13 protein-coding genes are annotated in these 16,202 nt (G+C 45.6%); 12 read left to right on the forward strand and 1 reads right to left on the reverse strand.

Annotation, left to right across the window (positions count from 1 at the left end; genetic code table 11):
* Positions 1-18: 18 nt before the first annotated feature.
* The 3 genes from LKD46_RS01735 to LKD46_RS01745 all read left to right on the forward strand — a co-directional run bounded on the left by LKD46_RS01735 (position 19) and on the right by LKD46_RS01745 (position 3,586).
* On the forward strand, positions 19-654 hold the full coding sequence (locus LKD46_RS01735; RefSeq protein WP_227573706.1) for a YesL family protein: 636 nt from the start codon (positions 19-21) through the stop codon (positions 652-654).
* 38 nt (positions 655-692) lie between these two features.
* Positions 693-2,411 (forward strand): phospho-sugar mutase, encoded by a 1,719-nt coding sequence (locus LKD46_RS01740; protein WP_227573707.1) that lies wholly within the window; start codon positions 693-695, stop codon positions 2,409-2,411.
* A 122-nt stretch (positions 2,412-2,533) separates the two neighbouring features.
* A complete protein-coding gene (locus LKD46_RS01745; RefSeq protein WP_227573708.1) occupies positions 2,534-3,586 on the forward strand; it encodes a LacI family DNA-binding transcriptional regulator in 1,053 nt (350 codons plus the stop codon).
* Here LKD46_RS01745 and LKD46_RS01750 read toward each other — a convergent pair.
* Positions 3,519-4,481 carry an AraC family transcriptional regulator gene (locus LKD46_RS01750; RefSeq protein WP_227573709.1) on the reverse strand — a complete coding sequence of 321 codons (963 nt, stop codon included), beginning with the start codon at positions 4,479-4,481 and terminating at the stop codon, positions 3,519-3,521. The two genes, LKD46_RS01745 and LKD46_RS01750, sit on opposite strands and share 68 nt — an antisense overlap.
* 282 nt (positions 4,482-4,763) lie before the next feature.
* Here LKD46_RS01750 and LKD46_RS01755 point away from each other — a divergent pair, with 282 nt between their 5' ends.
* The 9 genes from LKD46_RS01755 to LKD46_RS01795 all read left to right on the forward strand — a co-directional run bounded on the left by LKD46_RS01755 (position 4,764) and on the right by LKD46_RS01795 (position 16,190).
* Positions 4,764-6,143 (forward strand): ABC transporter substrate-binding protein, encoded by a 1,380-nt coding sequence (locus LKD46_RS01755; RefSeq protein WP_227573710.1) that lies wholly within the window; start codon positions 4,764-4,766, stop codon positions 6,141-6,143.
* Positions 6,144-6,214: 71 nt separating this feature from the next.
* Positions 6,215-7,213, forward strand: coding sequence for a carbohydrate ABC transporter permease (locus tag LKD46_RS01760; RefSeq protein WP_227573711.1), 999 nt, complete (start codon positions 6,215-6,217; stop codon positions 7,211-7,213).
* Between the two features lie 3 nt (positions 7,214-7,216).
* A complete protein-coding gene (locus tag LKD46_RS01765; RefSeq protein WP_227573712.1) occupies positions 7,217-8,095 on the forward strand; it encodes a carbohydrate ABC transporter permease in 879 nt (292 codons plus the stop codon).
* 16 nt (positions 8,096-8,111) lie between these two features.
* On the forward strand, positions 8,112-9,281 hold the full coding sequence (locus LKD46_RS01770; protein ID WP_255620632.1) for an AGE family epimerase/isomerase: 1,170 nt from the start codon (positions 8,112-8,114) through the stop codon (positions 9,279-9,281).
* A complete protein-coding gene (locus LKD46_RS01775) occupies positions 9,274-10,452 on the forward strand; it encodes a glycoside hydrolase family 130 protein (RefSeq protein WP_227573713.1) in 1,179 nt (392 codons plus the stop codon). The genes LKD46_RS01770 and LKD46_RS01775 overlap by 8 nt, the downstream gene beginning before the upstream one ends.
* Positions 10,449-11,471 carry a glycoside hydrolase family 130 protein gene (locus LKD46_RS01780; protein WP_227573714.1) on the forward strand — a complete coding sequence of 341 codons (1,023 nt, stop codon included), beginning with the start codon at positions 10,449-10,451 and terminating at the stop codon, positions 11,469-11,471. Before LKD46_RS01775 ends, LKD46_RS01780 begins: the two co-directional genes overlap by 4 nt.
* Before the next feature lie 93 nt (positions 11,472-11,564).
* A complete protein-coding gene (locus LKD46_RS01785; protein ID WP_227573715.1) occupies positions 11,565-12,506 on the forward strand; it encodes a type I phosphomannose isomerase catalytic subunit in 942 nt (313 codons plus the stop codon).
* 628 nt (positions 12,507-13,134) lie between these two features.
* A complete protein-coding gene (proS, locus tag LKD46_RS01790; RefSeq protein WP_227573716.1) occupies positions 13,135-14,574 on the forward strand; it encodes a proline--tRNA ligase in 1,440 nt (479 codons plus the stop codon).
* Positions 14,575-14,849: 275 nt separating this feature from the next.
* Positions 14,850-16,190, forward strand: coding sequence for a CCA tRNA nucleotidyltransferase (locus tag LKD46_RS01795; protein ID WP_227573717.1), 1,341 nt, complete (start codon positions 14,850-14,852; stop codon positions 16,188-16,190).
* Positions 16,191-16,202: the final 12 nt, after the last annotated feature.

The following is a 16,202-nucleotide window of genomic DNA, read 5'->3' on the forward strand; positions in this document are numbered from 1 at the left end:
TTTTGGGAGGAAAAAACAATGGCTTTTAAAGACAATTTTCGTGGTGACAGTGCTTATACACAGATTATGACAAAGATCTTTAACATTTTCTGGCTCAGTATTTTGTGGTTGTTATGCTGTATTCCGGTGGTTACCATCGGAGCGTCGACCATTGCGCTGTACTATGTCATGCTGAAGCTGGTAAAAGATGAGGAAACTGCGGTGACCAGAGAATTTTTTCATTCTTTTAAACAGAATTTTCTCCAGTCCCTGCCCGTGACAGTGATTTTTCTGGTGGTAGTGGCTGCGCTGGTGGCTGATTTTCACATTCTGGGAACAGCCGGCACACAGAGAGGCGCTTCTTTTATGTATGGCTTCTGTATTGTGCTGGGAATCGTCTGCGAGGCGGTATTTTCCTATGTATTTCCGCTGCTGGCAAAATTTGACAATACCATAAAAAAGACTTTTGAGAATGCTGCCAGGCTGGCGGCCAGTCATATCGCACAGACACTGGTGATCACAGCGGTAAATCTTCTTCCTGTGATCTGGTTTCTGGTTTCGCCGCAGACGTTTTCGACGATCTTCTGGATCTGGGTGTTCGTGGGAGGCGGCATCCAGGCGTTTGTGAATTCGCTGTTTCTCAGAAAGATCTTTGACCAGCTTGTGGAAGCATAAATATAACAGAAAAATAAAAAACAGGGAGGATATAAAAAATGAATTATCAGGAAACCTACAAAATGTGGTGTACAGACCCGTATTTTGATGCACAGACCCGTGAGGAGCTGAAAGCCCTTGAGGGAAATGAAAAAGAGATCGAGGATCGTTTCTACCGTCAGCTGGAGTTTGGAACCGGCGGCCTTCGTGGAATGATCGGCGCGGGAACCAACCGCATGAATATCTATACCGTACGTCAGGCAACACAGGGACTGGCAAACTATATCATTGCCATGAACGGACAGGACAAGGGGGTTGCCATTGCCCATGATTCCCGTATCATGTCACCGGAGTTTGCAAGAGAGGTTGCTCTCTGCCTGAACGCCAACGGCATCCATACCTATCTTTTTGAATCTCTCCGCCCGACACCGGAGCTTTCTTTTGCTGTTCGCGAACTTGGATGCATCGCCGGAATCGTGATCACAGCCAGCCACAACCCGAGAGAATATAACGGTTACAAGGTATACTGGGAGGATGGTGCCCAGATCACACCTCCTCATGACAAAAATATTCTGGCAGAAGTTGCAAAAGTCACAGAGTTTTCCATGGTTAAGACAATGGAAGAGGACGAGGCAAGAGCAGAGAATCTGTTCAGCATCATCGGAACAGATTTTGATGACAGATACATCGCACAGCTGAAGAAACAGAGCATCCATCCGGAGATCATCCCGGAGGCTGCAAAAGACATGAAGATCGTTTATACCCCTCTTCACGGAACCGGAAATATTCCGGTAAGAAGAGTGCTTCGTGAGCTTGGATTTACCCAGGTCTATGTTGTGCAAGAACAGAAAATTCCGGACGGAAACTTCCCGACGGTTCCGTATCCGAACCCGGAGGATAAGAACGCATGGACACTTGCCCTGGAGCTTGCAAAAAAAGTTGACGCAGATATCATTCTTGCCACAGACCCGGATGCAGACCGCCTCGGCGTCCACGCAAAAGATACGAAAACCGGTGAATACGTAAGTTTTACCGGAAACATGTCCGGTATGCTGATCGCCGAGTACATTCTCCGTGAGCGCACCAAAACAGGAACCATGCCGGAGAATCCTGCACTGGTAGAGACCATCGTGACCACAGATATGGCGAAAGCAGTTGCAAAAGAATACAATACAGCACTGATCGAAGTTCTCACAGGATTTAAATATATCGGTGAGCAGATCCGTCTCTTTGATGAGACAGGCAGCCATCATTATGTATTCGGACTTGAGGAGAGCTACGGATGCCTTGCCGGAACCTATGCAAGAGATAAAGATGCTCCGGTTGCAGTCATGATGCTCTGTGAGGTTGCCGCTTACTACAAACTTCAGGGAAAAACTCTGTGGGATGCTATGATAGAACTGTATGAAAAATACGGTTACTATAAAGAAGACCTTGCAACCGTAACCTTGAAGGGAATCGACGGTTCCCAGAAGATCACAGCCATGATGAATGCCTTACGTGAGAATCCGCCGAAAGAACTGGGCGGCTTCAAAGTTCTTACATGCCGTGATTACAAGACAGACTGCCGCAAAGATATGCTCACAGGAGAGACCACATCCACAGGCCTTCCGGCATCCAATGTTCTCTATTATGAACTGGAGAACAATGCATGGTGCTGCGTAAGACCTTCCGGAACAGAACCGAAGATCAAATATTATTTCGGTGTAAAGGGAACTTCCTTCAAAGATGCGGAAGAAAAACTGGAGGTTCTGAAAAAAGCAATGACTGAAGCCTGAAAGCATCTCGATTTATTGCGAAAACCTCTTGATTTTGCAACACAACTATGATAGCGTAAAATAAACCGGTATAAGGGAAACTTTTCCGGTATTGACAATATATGTAAAAAAGAGGTTAAAAAATGGCTAAAGCAGTCAGACTTGCAGATATAGGAAAGAAACTGAACGTCAGCACAGTGACCGTGTCAAAGGCTCTTTCAGGTCAGAAGGGCGTCAGTGAGGAACTGAGGGCGAAAATCATACAGCTGGCGGATGAGATGGGATATCAGAAAAGTGAATCCCGCAAAAATACAGAAGAAGGAAAAAGTTTTACACTGGGAGTGATCGTTGCGGACAGGTATGTGTCCGAGAATCAGTCTTTTTACTGGAAACTTTACCAGGAGATCGCCAGACAGGCGGTCTCCCGGACCTGCTTTGCAATGCTGGAAGTAATCAGCAGCGAAGTGGAGAGGCGAAAAGAACTTCCCAAGGTGCTCCTTGAGAAAAAAGCAGAAGGCCTGATCATCATGGGTGAATTTGAAAGAGGGTACGTAGGATTTCTGGCAGAATCCGCAGGTGTTCCGCTGATCAGCCTGGATACCACAGGACGCGGGAAATCCAGTGATTGTGTGGTCTCCAATAATCTGATGGGTGGTTATGAAATGACCAATTATCTGTTTTCCATGGGACATTCCAGAATCGGATTCGTGGGAAGCAGGCTGATGACCACCAGTATTGATGACCGTTATTTCGGCTACCTGAAATCGCTCATGGAGCATGGAATTTCCTGGAGAGAAGACTGGGTGATCGATGACCGTGACAAGGATGGCGTGATGGATGATGAAAAAGAATTTATCCTGCCTTCCGAGATGCCCACTGCGTTTTTCTGCAACAGTGACCTGGCGGCAAGCATGATGTATCAGAAGCTTGTCCGGGAAGGGTATGATGTGACCGGAGATATTTCCATTGTGGGATTTGACAACTATCTGGCAGATCAGTTTGCGGGTATCGGGCTTACCACTTATGAGATCGATACCAAAGAGATGGCCAAGAGAGTGGTCCATATCATTATCCACAAACTTTTAGATGCCAGATACAGTACCGGAACCTTTGTGATTCCGGGAAAATTTATTGAACGGGAAAGTGTGAGGAGAATCGGTCCTCCAGTGCCTTTTGTCGAAACTTACCAGGTGTGAGACCTGCATATTTCTTAAAGATATTAATAAAATGGTTCGTATTTTCGTAACCGATCATGCTGCTTACTTCATGGATGGAAAGATCCGTGGTAAGCAGTATTTTTTTTGCCTCGTCCAGACGCTTTTTTGTGAGATAGCGTAAGGGCGGCATTCCGAAAAAGGTGGAAAACTCCCTGCACAGACGGTAGCGGCTCATTTTCAGGGTATCCTCGAACTGCTTCAGGGAAAATTCCTCCTTATAATGATTGTCCAGAAAATCCTTGATCTCTGTCAGATACCAGGGCGCTTCCGGTTGTGCTTTTTTTTCGGAAGAACAGCAGGAAGTACCAAGATCCGTCAGGATCGTGGTGAGATTCTGGTGCATCAGAAGAAGCTCTTTTGCGTCCGGAGTTTCCGGAAGAGCCAGAAGAGACGAGATGCACCGCCCTACCGGTGAAGTCAGGGAAAGAGAAAAGCACTGCCTGCTTTTTGTAAAAACAGAGGAAAAGGCAGACAAAGTATTTCCTGAAATAAAAAACAGTTTAAAGTTCCAGGGCAGTACAACAGACTGCAGGGAAAAATTCTGGCTGCAGTCAAAAAAGATCAGGTGATTCTCGTCAGCGGAGATCTCCCTGCCGCCGGAAGTGGTGATCCTGCCGCTGCCAAGTGTGGTCATGAGCAGAAGATGACAGCTCATGGAAGAAAAACGGAAAGATAAAGGGGAATCTGCATGAATGCTGCCACCGCTGAGAAGATGGAGAAAATCATCAGGGGAAAGGGGCGAGAGAAGTTCTTTCTTATATTGGTAACTGTTTGGAATCAGAAAATCGGGAGTATATTCAATATTTGCCATTTTTCTTGTATGTACGCAGGAATGAAACTGCTGCTTAAAATTTAAGTAATTTAAATGATCCATAATAGAAGTTTCCTCATAAAAACAATGATTAAAAATAAGACTAAAATTTAGCTAAAACTATTTTAAACAATAAATAAACGGAATTCTATAAGCATAATATACAAAAAACAGATACTAAAATTATAAGTAATATACGAAAAATATGAAAATAACAAAAATCAGTGATAATTAGCAAGAATATTTAATGCAATAAGTTAATAAAAGAATATAATTAACTTAAAGTTAATCAAAAGCGAACAACTTTAACTAATTATTTAATCATTTCAAAAGGAGGAAACTAATATGAAATGGAGAAAAGCAACGGCAATGAGTCTTGCAGGCGTGATGGCAGCATCCGTAATGTCAGTAGGAGGTGTATCTACCGTATTTGCAGCAGACGGTGTGAAATACACAGACATCAAACTTGGTGAGGATACGGATACAAAAGCAGACATCAAGCTGATCACAAACCGTACAGATATGCTTGACAGTGATTATGCAGGAAAGAACTGGGACGCATACTTAAAAGAGTTCAACGAAATGTATCCGGATATCAAGGTTGAGATCGAGGGCGTTACCGATTACGCACAGGATTCTCTCCTTCGTCTTCAGGGTGGTGACTGGGGCGACATCATGATGATCCCGGAGGTTGACAAATCTGATCTTTCCACATATTTCCTCTCTTATGGAGATGTTGATTCCGTAAAGAAAGAAGTAAAATATCCGAACAGATGGCTGTATGAGAACGAAGTATACGGTATTCCGATCACTGTAGTAGGCCGTGGAGTTCTCTACAACAAGAAAGTATTCAAAGATGCAGGAATCACAGAGCTTCCGAAAACTCCGGATGAGTTCATCGCAGATCTGAAAGCAGTAAAAGACAAAACAGATGCGATCCCGCTTTACACAAACTATGCAGCAGGCTGGACAATGGGTGCATGGGATGATTATACCGGAATCACAGCAACAGGCGATGCAAAATACAGAAACCAGGAGTTCGCTCATACAAAAGATCCATTCTCTGATCCGGGAGACGGAACAGGAGCTTACAACGTTTACAAGATTCTCTACGATGCAGTTGCAGACGGACTTACAGAGGATGACTACTCCACAACAGACTGGGAGAGCAGCAAAGGTATGCTGAACAACGGTCAGATCGCAACAATGGTACTTGGTTCCTGGGCTTACCCGCAGATGCAGGGCGCAGGAGACAATGCAGATGATATCGGATACTTCGCATTCCCGATCACAGTAGACGGAAAACAGTATTCACCGGCAGATGAGGACTACTGCTTCGGTATCAACGCAAACAGCGACGAGAACAACCAGAAAGCTTCCATGATCTTTGTAAAATGGATGACAGAGAAATCAGGATATTCCTACAACGAGGGTGGTCTTCCAATCGCAGTTGGCGATGATGATCTTCCGGAAGTATATCAGGAATTCACAGATAACAATGTAGAGTTTATTTCCAATGAGCCGGCACTTGAGGGTGAGGAAGATGTTCTGAACGAGCTGAATGCAGATTCCGAGCTTATGGTAGGCGCAGGCGGAAACGAGAAGATCCAGGAGATCGTTGAGCACGCTTCCAACGGAGACGAAGATTTTGATGACATCATGAAAGAGTGGAACGAGAAATGGAGTGACGCTCAGGATACAGATGACGTAGAAGTAAACGAATAATCTGCACGGATACAAACGCAGATCACTCAGGCGGGGACGCGTTTTCCCCGCCTTTGAAATGGAGGGAAACTATGGGACAGAGTGGAACAAAAAAGAGCTTCGGCGAGTGGATCAAGAGCCGAAAAGGTCAGCAGATGCTTGTCATTCTCGCATTTACGATTATTCCATTGATCTTATTACTTGTGTTTACATATCTTCCATTTGCGGAAATGGTAAAATTCAGTTTCTATAAGATGAAATACGTAGGTGCAAGAAAATTTGTAGGACTTGATAACTACAGAGCAATCTTCAAACGAGACGATATCATCGGTGCCCTGAAGCTTTGCCTTTACTATATGGCTGGTGCCCTGATCCAGCTTGCAATCGCGCTTTACCTGGCTACGATCCTCAGCATGAAAGTAAAATGCAGCAACCTTTTCAAAGGATTTATGTTTTTCCCATATCTGATCAATGGTATTGCCATTGGATTTATCTTTAAATTCTTTTACACCCGTGGATTCGTATTTGATACGGTTCTGCAGTGGTGTGGTTTTCAGCTTGACAACCTTCCCTACTGGCTGAAAGATCAGTCCGTAAACAACTGGTCACTGGTAGGATCTTCTGTATGGAGATATTTCGGACAGAACATGGTACTTTTCATCGGTGCGATCATGTCTGTGGATGATTCTCTTTATGAGGCGGCAGACCTGGATGGTGCAAATAAGTTCCAGCAGTTCATTTACATTATCCTGCCAAGTATCAAGACCATTGTAACTTTGAATATCATCCTGTCCATTACAGGATCCTTAAGTGCTTTCGAGGCTCCGTTCGTTATCACAACAGGTGCAAACGGAACAGGTACCTTCTTCGTAGTTATGAATACGATCGCCCATACAAACCAGAAAGTTGGTCTGGCATCGGCAATGGCAGTATTCCTTCTGGTGATCATCATCATAGCGAAATTTTTACAGGATGCATTCTTCAAGTTTGTTTTCCGTAACGCGACTACCGATGATGAATCCTATGATGCAAAGAAAAAGAAGAAAAAAGCAGCAAAACTTGCAAAAGCAGCACAGAAGGGAGGACGTTAGGTTATGGCACAGACAGCAGCAGCTTCTTACAAAAGAAGAAAACAGTACAGTCCGGGATTCGTGATCTGGACGATCGTAAAATATGCATCCCTTATATTCTTTGCATTCCTGGCAGTGCTTCCAATTGTTTCCTGTGTGATCACAGCATTTAAGACAGATGCAGAGTACAAGTCAACAAACGTTATGACCCTGCCGAAGAGCTGGCTGAACTTTGATAACTTTGTAAAAGCATTCACCAAAGCGAACATGCTGGTTGCATTCCGTAACTCTCTGATCGTTCTGGTAGTAGTTCTTGCAGTATCCATTATCATCGGTACACAGCTGGCTTATGTACTGAACCGTTTCAAATTCCCGGGTAACAGCCTGATCCGTAACGCATTTACTTTTGCGGCATTGCTTCCGGCAGTTGCCATGCAGGTCGCTGTATACGAGATCATGGTAAACCTGAACTTTGTAAACACCCTGTACGGATACATCATCATGATGTGTGGTACGGACGTTATCTCTATTTATATTTTCATTCAGTACTTTGAGAATCTGCCGGTTTCCCTGGATGAATCCGCATACCTGGACGGAGCATCTTACTTTACCATTTACAGAAAGATCCTTCTTCCGCTTCTGAAACCGGCAATTGTAACATCCATCATCCTGAAAGGTGCCAATACATACAACGAGTACTACTGTGCACAGCTTTACCTTCAGGACAAAACAAGACTTTGTACCGTTGCAACTTCACTTTACACATTTACCGGACCACTGGGAAGCCAGTACAACTTAATCTGTGCAGGTGTTATCATCTCTCTTCTTCCTGCACTGATCGTGTTCATTATCTTCCAGAATCAGATTTACAGTGGTGTTGCCGCAGGTGCAGTCAAGGGTTAAAGAGGAGCAGACGATTATGGTAAATGAGATCAGAGAACATCTGAAAAACGGGATCATTCCTTTCTGGGAAAACCTGAAGGATGAAGAATTCGGTGGATATTACGGCTACATGGATTACGATCTTGCGCTAGATAAAAAATATGAAAAAGGCTGCATTTTAAACAGCAGGATCCTTTGGTTTTTTTCCAGTGTAAGCAGACTTGCGGGATTTGAAAAAGAACGGGAATATGCAGATCATGCCTATCAGTTCCTGAAGGAAAAATGTCTGGATCAGGAATGCGGAGGTGTGTTCTGGTCTGTAACATATGACGGAAAACCGCTCGATACAACAAAACATACGTACAATCAGGCTTTTGCCATCTATGCCCTTTCTTCCTATTATGATACCACCGGAAATGAGGAAGCTATTTCCATTGCAAGAGATCTGCAGAAGATCATCGAAGAAAAATGCACCGATGAGTTCGGATATCTGGAAGCTTTTAACCGGAATTTTCAGCCGGAGGAAAACGATAAACTTTCTGAGAACGGCGTGATCGCTGAGAAAACAATGAATACCCTTTTACATGTTTTCGAAGCTTATACAGAATTTTACCGTGTGACAAAAGATAAATTCACCGGAGACCGTCTGCGCTTTATGCTGGATCTTTTCGCAGACAAAGTATACAACCCGGCACAGAAGAGACAGGAAGTATTTTTCGACAGACAGTGGAATACCCTCATCGATCTCTACTCCTACGGACACGATATAGAAACATCCTGGCTGATCGACCGTGGCCTTGAAGTGCTGGATGATCCGGCGTATACCGAAAAGGTTGCGCCGGTCACAAAAGAGATCCTTGCCAATGTATATGAAACCGCATACCGTGACCATTCCCTTATGAACGAATGTGAGAACGGTATCAACGATACCACCAGAGTATGGTGGGTACAGGCGGAATCCGTAGTAGGTTTCCTCAACGGATATCAAAAAGATCCCACGGAGAAAAAATATCTTCAGGCAGCAGAGGATGTCTGGGGTTACATTAAGAATTACATGATTGATAAAAGAAACGGTTCCGAGTGGTACTGGTGTATCCACGAAGATCATACTCCGGTGGAAAAACCCATCGTGGAGCCGTGGAAATGTCCGTATCACAATGGACGTATGTGTATAGAAGTGATCAGGAGGATGAAAGACATTGCATAAACAGTACTATATTGAAAAAGAAAAAGTGGACAGACTGGTTGCCAGAAAAAACCAGAAAACACAGTGGTATAACGGAATCTATGATCGTTATGAGTATCCGGTGCTGACCAGGGAATTCGCTCCGGTGCACTGGAGATATGATCTTGATGAAAAAACAAATCCGAATTTCCAGGAACGTCTCGGAATCAATGCAGTGATGAACTCCGGAGCCATCAAACTCAACGGAAAATATTATCTTGTAGTCCGTGTGGAAGGAAATGACCGGAAATCTTTCTTTGCGGTAGCAGAGAGTGACAGCGGAATCGACGGATTCCACTTCTGGGATTACCCGGTAGTTCTTCCGGATACCTGTCCGGAAGAGACCAATGTATATGACATGCGTCTTACACAGCATGAGGACGGATGGATCTACGGTGTGTTCTGTTCCGAGAGCAAAGACCCGGACAACAGCGACCTTTCTGCAGCCGTTGCAGAGGCAGGAATCGTCCGCACCAAAGATCTGAAAACATGGGAACGTCTTGACAACTTAAAAACCCTTCAGTCTCCACAGCAGAGAAATGTGTGCCTTCATCCGGAGTTTGTAGACGGAAAATATGCCTTCTATACACGCCCGATGGATGGATTTATTGAGACAGGAAGCGGCGGTGGAATCGGTTTCGGACTCTGCAAGGATATCTGCCATGCAGTGATCGACGATGAAAAAATCATCAGCCGCAGAATTTATCATACCATTACAGAAGCAAAAAACGGTGCCGGTGCAGTGCCGATTCGCGGCAAAAAATGCTGGATCAACATTGCCCACGGTGTCCGCAACACTGCAGCAGGTCTTCGCTATGTGCTCTATGCATTTGCCACTGATCTTAAGGATCCTTCCAAAGTACTTGCCCAGCCCTCCGGAGTTTTCCTCGTTCCTTTCGGTGAGGAAAGAGTGGGAGATGTCTCCAATGTAGTGTTCACAAACGGAGCCATTGCAGATGATGACGGAACCATTTACATTTACTACGCTTCCTGTGATACCAGAATGCACGTGGCAACAACCACCATCGACAAGATGGAAGACTATCTTTTCAATACACCGGAAGATCCGAAGCGTTCTCCGGACTGCGTAAAACAGCGTTGTGAGCTGATCACAAAAAATCTTGAGATCTTAAAAGAGGAGAAACAGGTATGAGCAAATATAAAATGATCAGTCCGGCCGTTCCGAACGTGCCGTGGCAGGATAAACCGGAAAATCTTACAGGAGCTCCGTTGTGGCGTTACAGCGAGAATCCGGTGATCGGACGTAACCCGGTCGAGGGTGTAGCAAGAATCTTTAACAGTGCAGTTGTTCCTTATGAAGGAAAATTCATTGGTGTTTTCCGTGGAGAGCAGGTGAATGGAATTCCGTTTATCTATCTCGGAAGAAGTGAGGACGGACTTCACTGGACTTTTGACAAAGAGAAGATCAATTTTGTCAATGAAAAAGGCGAGCCCTTTATGCCGAAATATGCATATGACCCACGTCTTGTAAAAGTAGAGGATACGTATTATGTGATCTGGTGCCAGGACTTCTACGGTGCTTCCATCGGTGTTGCGAAAACAACTGATTTCAAGACTTTTACAAGAATTGAAAATCCATTTATTCCGTTTAACAGAAATGCGGTTCTTTTCCCGAGAAAAATTAACGGAAATTATGTGATGCTCTCAAGACCGTCTGACAGTGGACATACACCGTTTGGCGATATTTTCTTAAGCGAGAGCCCGGATATGATCTACTGGGGAAAACACCGTCACGTGATGGGCAAGAGCCCGGAGTGGTGGGAATCTGTAAAAATCGGCGGTGGCGCTGCTCCTATCGAGACAAGTGAAGGATGGCTTCTTTTCTATCATGGTGTAACAGGAACCTGTAATGGTTATGTATACTCCATCGGTGGTGCGATCCTGGATATTGATGAGCCGTCAAAAGTAAAATACCGCTGCGAGAATTTCCTCCTTACACCGGAGACCTGGTATGAGGAGAGAGGCTTTGTTCCGAATGTATGCTTCCCGTGTGCAACGATCCATGATTCCGAATCCGGAAAGATCGCTCTTTATTACGGAGCAGCAGATAGTTATGTTGGTGTTGCATTTACAACACTGGATGAGATTGTTGATTATATCAAGGATCACAGCCTTGTAAGAGAAGAGGATACAGAACTGGGTATTCGATAATAACGAAGAGATGTCAGAGATGACATCGGGTAAGATAAAGCGGGCGTGACAGTCCGCTTTATCCGGTAGAGATGAGAGAAAGGATGACAGGTTATGGCAATTTTAAAATTAAAACCAAGCTGCAAGGATTATCTGTGGGGCGGAACAAGACTGATGACAGAGTTCGGAAAAGAATATGACGGGGACAAGCTTGCCGAGACATGGGAGCTTTCCTGCCATCCAGACGGACCAAGCTATGTTGCCAATGGGGAATATGCAGGAGAGACTCTCAATGAGTACATCCTTATGGAAGGCAAAAAAGTTACCGGTACCCACAGTCGTCATTACAGCCAGTTTCCTCTTCTGATCAAATTTATCGATGCAAAAGATGATCTGTCGATCCAGGTGCATCCGGATGATGAATATGCCATGAAGAATGAGGGACAGTACGGCAAGACCGAGATGTGGTATATTGTGGACTGTGAGGAAGGAGCAGGTCTTTATTACGGATTTTCCAGGGAAGTCTCCAAGGAAGAGTTTGAGGAGAGAATCAAGAACAAGACACTTCTGGAAGTGCTGAATAAGGTGGAGGTTCATAAAGGAGATGTGCTGTTTATTGAGCCGGGTACTATTCATGCGATCGGTAAGGGAAATCTGATCGCGGAGATTCAGGAGAATTCCAATGTGACTTACAGGGTTTATGATTATGGTCGGAAGGATGCCAATGGTAAGGAGAGAGATCTTCATATTGAGAAGGCACTTCAGGTGACGAAGAGGGTGCCGATTATTCGGAAGAAGTCTTTTGAACCGCATATTGTGGACTGTGATTATTTTACGGTTGATAAGGTGGTTCTGGATGGACAGAAGATGAAGAAGATCCTTGGGGAGATTGATAAGACTTCATTCGCAAGTTTACTTGTCTTGGATGGTACCGGAAAGGTGCAGTCCAGGGATGAGTGTGTGGATGTTCAGAAGGGGGATAGTTTGTTTATTACGGCGAATACCGGCGAGTATGAGATGGAAGGAAAGTTTGAGGCGTTGTTGACAACAGTATAAAAACCGCAGGGGAGGGAAAGGCGCTCGGAGTTTCGAAGCCCGCTTTTCCCTCCCCTGCACCCCTCCCTTTCCGGGCACGGGTACGGTTTTGAAAGTGGACGGGAAGGCGGGCGCGGAGGCGCCCTGTTCCCTGTATACTGGAGAAATTTAAAAGAATGAAAAGATCCGAAAAGATCCCCAAAAATCCGAAAAGGATTTTTGGGGGTTGACTTTGGGAGGGGTTTCGTTTAGAATGTATCGAAGATATGGCGTTGATGAGAATAGTACACAGGGATGTGGCGCAGAGAGGGATTCCCTCTGGCGGGAGCCAGATGGTGGTGGGAGGATCCTGTCGGGTGAACTGTGGAACCGGCCTCGGAGCTCTGCGTGATTGAAGCGTGGCGTGTTTTTCCGGCGTTAACGGGTTTTTGAGAGAGTGCAGGTTTTCTGTGCTAACTGGGGTGGTACCGCCGAAGTCATTCGGTCCCTTGTGAGGGATTCGGAGGGCTTATTTTTTTGTCCGTAAAACGGGACTGTGGTTGCAGCATACGATTTATGGGACAGAGAGTGAGCTGAAAGGATTCCGGATTGCTGTGGCTGCCTGACAGCCGGCAATATGTAACAGATCACAAGAAAAAGGAGATTTATCATGGCAAAAGAAAAGAAATTAGTACAGGCCATCACATCTATGGATGAGGATTTTGCTCAGTGGTATACAGACGTTGTTAAGAAGGCTGAGCTTTGTGGCTATACAAGTGTTAAGGGCTGTATGGCGATCAAACCTGCAGGTTATGCGATCTGGGAGAATATCCAGCATGAGCTTGACCGCAGATTTAAAGAGACCGGTGTAGAGAACGTTTACATGCCGATCTTTATTCCGGAGTCTCTTCTTGATAAAGAGAAAGATCATGTAGAAGGTTTTGCTCCGGAGGTTGCATGGGTGACTCATGGCGGTCTTGATCCGCTTCAGGAGAGACTTTGCGTGCGTCCGACTTCTGAAACTCTGTTCTGTGATTTCTACCAGAAAGAGATCCAGTCCCACAGAGATCTTCCAAAGGTATATAATCAGTGGTGTTCCGTTGTACGCTGGGAGAAGACAACACGTCCCTTCCTTCGTTCCAGAGAGTTCCTGTGGCAGGAGGGACATACTGCTCACGCAACAGCTGAGGAAGCGGAGCAGCGTACCATCCAGATGCTGAACATCTATGCAGACTTCTGCGAGGAAGTTCTTGCGATTCCGGTCATCAAGGGCCAGAAGACAGATAAAGAGAAATTTGCAGGTGCTGAGGCTACTTACACCATCGAATCTCTGATGCACGACGGTAAGGCCCTCCAGTCCGGTACAAGCCATAACTTCGGAGATGGCTTTGCCAAAGCATTCGGAATCCAGTACACAGATAAAGATAATACACTGAAATATGTTCACCAGACATCCTGGGGAATGACAACCCGTATGATCGGTGCTATCATCATGGTTCACGGTGATAACAGCGGACTTGTTCTTCCTCCGAGGATCGCTCCGGTACAGACTGTGATCATACCGATCCAGCAGCGTAAAGAGGGTGTTATGGAGAAAGCAGACGAGCTTCTTGCAGCACTGAAAGCAGCAGGCATCCGTGCGAAAGTCGACGCTACAGACAAGAGCCCGGGATTCAAATTTGCAGAGCAGGAGATGCGTGGTATTCCGATCCGTGTAGAGTGCGGACCAAAGGATATCGAGAACGGACAGGCAGTTCTCTGCAGAAGAGATACCCGCGAGAAATATACCGTATCCTTCGAGGAGCTTGCAGATAAGGTAAAAGAGCTTCTGGATACCATTCAGCATGATATGCTGGAGCGCGCACGTGCACACAGGGAGGCACATACTTATGTAGCAAAGAATTATGAGGAGTTTGGCGAGATCATCAACAGCAAGCCTGGCTTTATCAAAGCTATGTGGTGCGGAGACCGTGCATGTGAGGATAAGATCAAAGAAGATTTCCAGGCAACATCCAGATGTATGCCGTTTGAGCAGGAGCAGTTAAGCGACGTTTGCGTATGCTGTGGAAAACCGGCTAAGAAGATGGTTTACTGGGGACGCGCATACTAAAAAATACAGCAGGCCACTTCAAAAAAGTGGGATGATCATATTGCGGAAACAACGGCGGGGCAAAATATGCTCCGCTGTTTTTATGAATCTATGTTATAATAGCGTTAAGGAAAACATATCAGAATATTATTTGGCTGCTGACATGGAGATAATACAGTGAAATGTAAACGTGTTTTGAACGCAGATCGCGAAGCGACTGCGTTCATGAGCAAGTAGCGAAGCGGATTGCGAATGTCCGCTTTACCGGACAGCAGCGATCATCAAGAGGAGTTATTATGACGATTAACATACCACAAAAAGCAGAACAGATCCTGCGTACTCTCAATGAAGCCGGCTATGAGGCATATGTTGTTGGCGGCTGTGTCCGGGATTCCATCCTGAACCGGGTGCCTGGGGACTGGGATATCACTACCTCCGCACTTCCGGAGCAGGTGAAGGAACTTTTTCACAGAACTGTAGATACGGGGATTCAGCATGGAACAGTAACTGTAATGATGGGCAAAGAGGGCTTTGAGGTGACAACCTACCGTGTGGACGGAGAATATCATGATGGCCGTCACCCGGATGCCGTGACCTTTACCAGGAGTCTTGAGGAAGATCTGAAACGAAGAGATTTTACCATTAACGCCATGGCTTATCATCCGGATCATGGACTGGTGGATCTGTTTGGCGGAATGGAGGATATCAATAGGAAGATCATCCGTTGTGTCGGGGATCCGGTGGAACGTTTTACAGAGGATGCTCTTCGGATGCTCCGTGCAGTGCGTTTTTCCGCACAGCTTGGTTTTACTGTGGAGGAGAATACGAAAGCGGCACTGGCGCGGATGTCGGGGAACCTGGAGTATGTCAGTGCAGAGCGTATCCAGACAGAGCTTGTAAAGCTTCTGGTATCCGATCATCCGGATTACCTCCGGACAGCTTGGGAGACAGGCCTTACCCGGGAATTTCTTCCGGAATTTGATGCTTGTATGGAAACAGCGCAGAATACCCCCCATCACTGCTGCAGCGTAGGCGAGCACATCCTGAAAAGCCTTACGGAGATCGAGAATGACAGGCTTCTTCGTATCACCATGCTTCTTCATGACATTGCCAAGCCGGTTGTAAAAAAGACAGACGAGAATGGAAGAGACCACTTTAAGACTCACGGACCGGCAGGCGAAAAGCTGGCAGGAAAGATCCTGCGCCGTCTGAAATTTGATAATGTAACGATCCGAAATACCTGTCGTCTGATCCGGTATCATGATCTTCGTCCCACTCCGGACGCCGAGGATGTGCGGAGAGCTGTGAATCTTATTGGAGAAGAGCTTTTTCCGCTGTATCTGAAAGTGCAGAAGGCAGATCTTTTATCCCAGAGTACTTACAGGAGGGAGGAGAAGCTGGCACGGTTAAGCGGTGTGACGGAAGCTTATCAGGGGATCCTTGAAAGAGGTGAATGTACATCTCTGAAAACCCTGGCAGTTTCCGGAAAGGATCTTATAAAGGCAGGACATCCGGCCGGACCGGCACTGGGAGCACTGCTCGAAAGACTTCTTGACTGTGTGCTGAAAGATCCAACCCTTAATACAAAAGAAAAACTTCTTGAAACAGCAGAAAAAGACAGCATAAAAACCGAATAGAATAACAAAAAT

The organism is Blautia fusiformis (genome assembly GCF_020686995.1).
In the GTDB taxonomy this organism is placed as follows: domain Bacteria; phylum Bacillota; class Clostridia; order Lachnospirales; family Lachnospiraceae; genus Blautia_A; species Blautia_A fusiformis.

What these genes read in the sequence shown, in the direction of transcription:
- LKD46_RS01755 (WP_227573710.1), top strand. Translation starts at nt 4,764, where the DNA reads ATGAAATGGAGAAAAGCAACGGCAATGAGTCTTGCAGGCGTGATGGCA.
- LKD46_RS01785 (WP_227573715.1), top strand. Translation starts at nt 11,565, where the DNA reads ATGGCAATTTTAAAATTAAAACCAAGCTGCAAGGATTATCTGTGGGGC.
- LKD46_RS01750 (WP_227573709.1), bottom strand. Translation starts at nt 4,481, where the DNA reads ATGGATCATTTAAATTACTTAAATTTTAAGCAGCAGTTTCATTCCTGC.
- proS (WP_227573716.1), top strand. Translation starts at nt 13,135, where the DNA reads ATGGCAAAAGAAAAGAAATTAGTACAGGCCATCACATCTATGGATGAG.
- LKD46_RS01735 (WP_227573706.1), top strand. Translation starts at nt 19, where the DNA reads ATGGCTTTTAAAGACAATTTTCGTGGTGACAGTGCTTATACACAGATT.
- LKD46_RS01760 (WP_227573711.1), top strand. Translation starts at nt 6,215, where the DNA reads ATGGGACAGAGTGGAACAAAAAAGAGCTTCGGCGAGTGGATCAAGAGC.
- LKD46_RS01770 (WP_255620632.1), top strand. Translation starts at nt 8,112, where the DNA reads ATGGTAAATGAGATCAGAGAACATCTGAAAAACGGGATCATTCCTTTC.
- LKD46_RS01780 (WP_227573714.1), top strand. Translation starts at nt 10,449, where the DNA reads ATGAGCAAATATAAAATGATCAGTCCGGCCGTTCCGAACGTGCCGTGG.
- LKD46_RS01765 (WP_227573712.1), top strand. Translation starts at nt 7,217, where the DNA reads ATGGCACAGACAGCAGCAGCTTCTTACAAAAGAAGAAAACAGTACAGT.
- LKD46_RS01795 (WP_227573717.1), top strand. Translation starts at nt 14,850, where the DNA reads ATGACGATTAACATACCACAAAAAGCAGAACAGATCCTGCGTACTCTC.
- LKD46_RS01740 (WP_227573707.1), top strand. Translation starts at nt 693, where the DNA reads ATGAATTATCAGGAAACCTACAAAATGTGGTGTACAGACCCGTATTTT.
- LKD46_RS01745 (WP_227573708.1), top strand. Translation starts at nt 2,534, where the DNA reads ATGGCTAAAGCAGTCAGACTTGCAGATATAGGAAAGAAACTGAACGTC.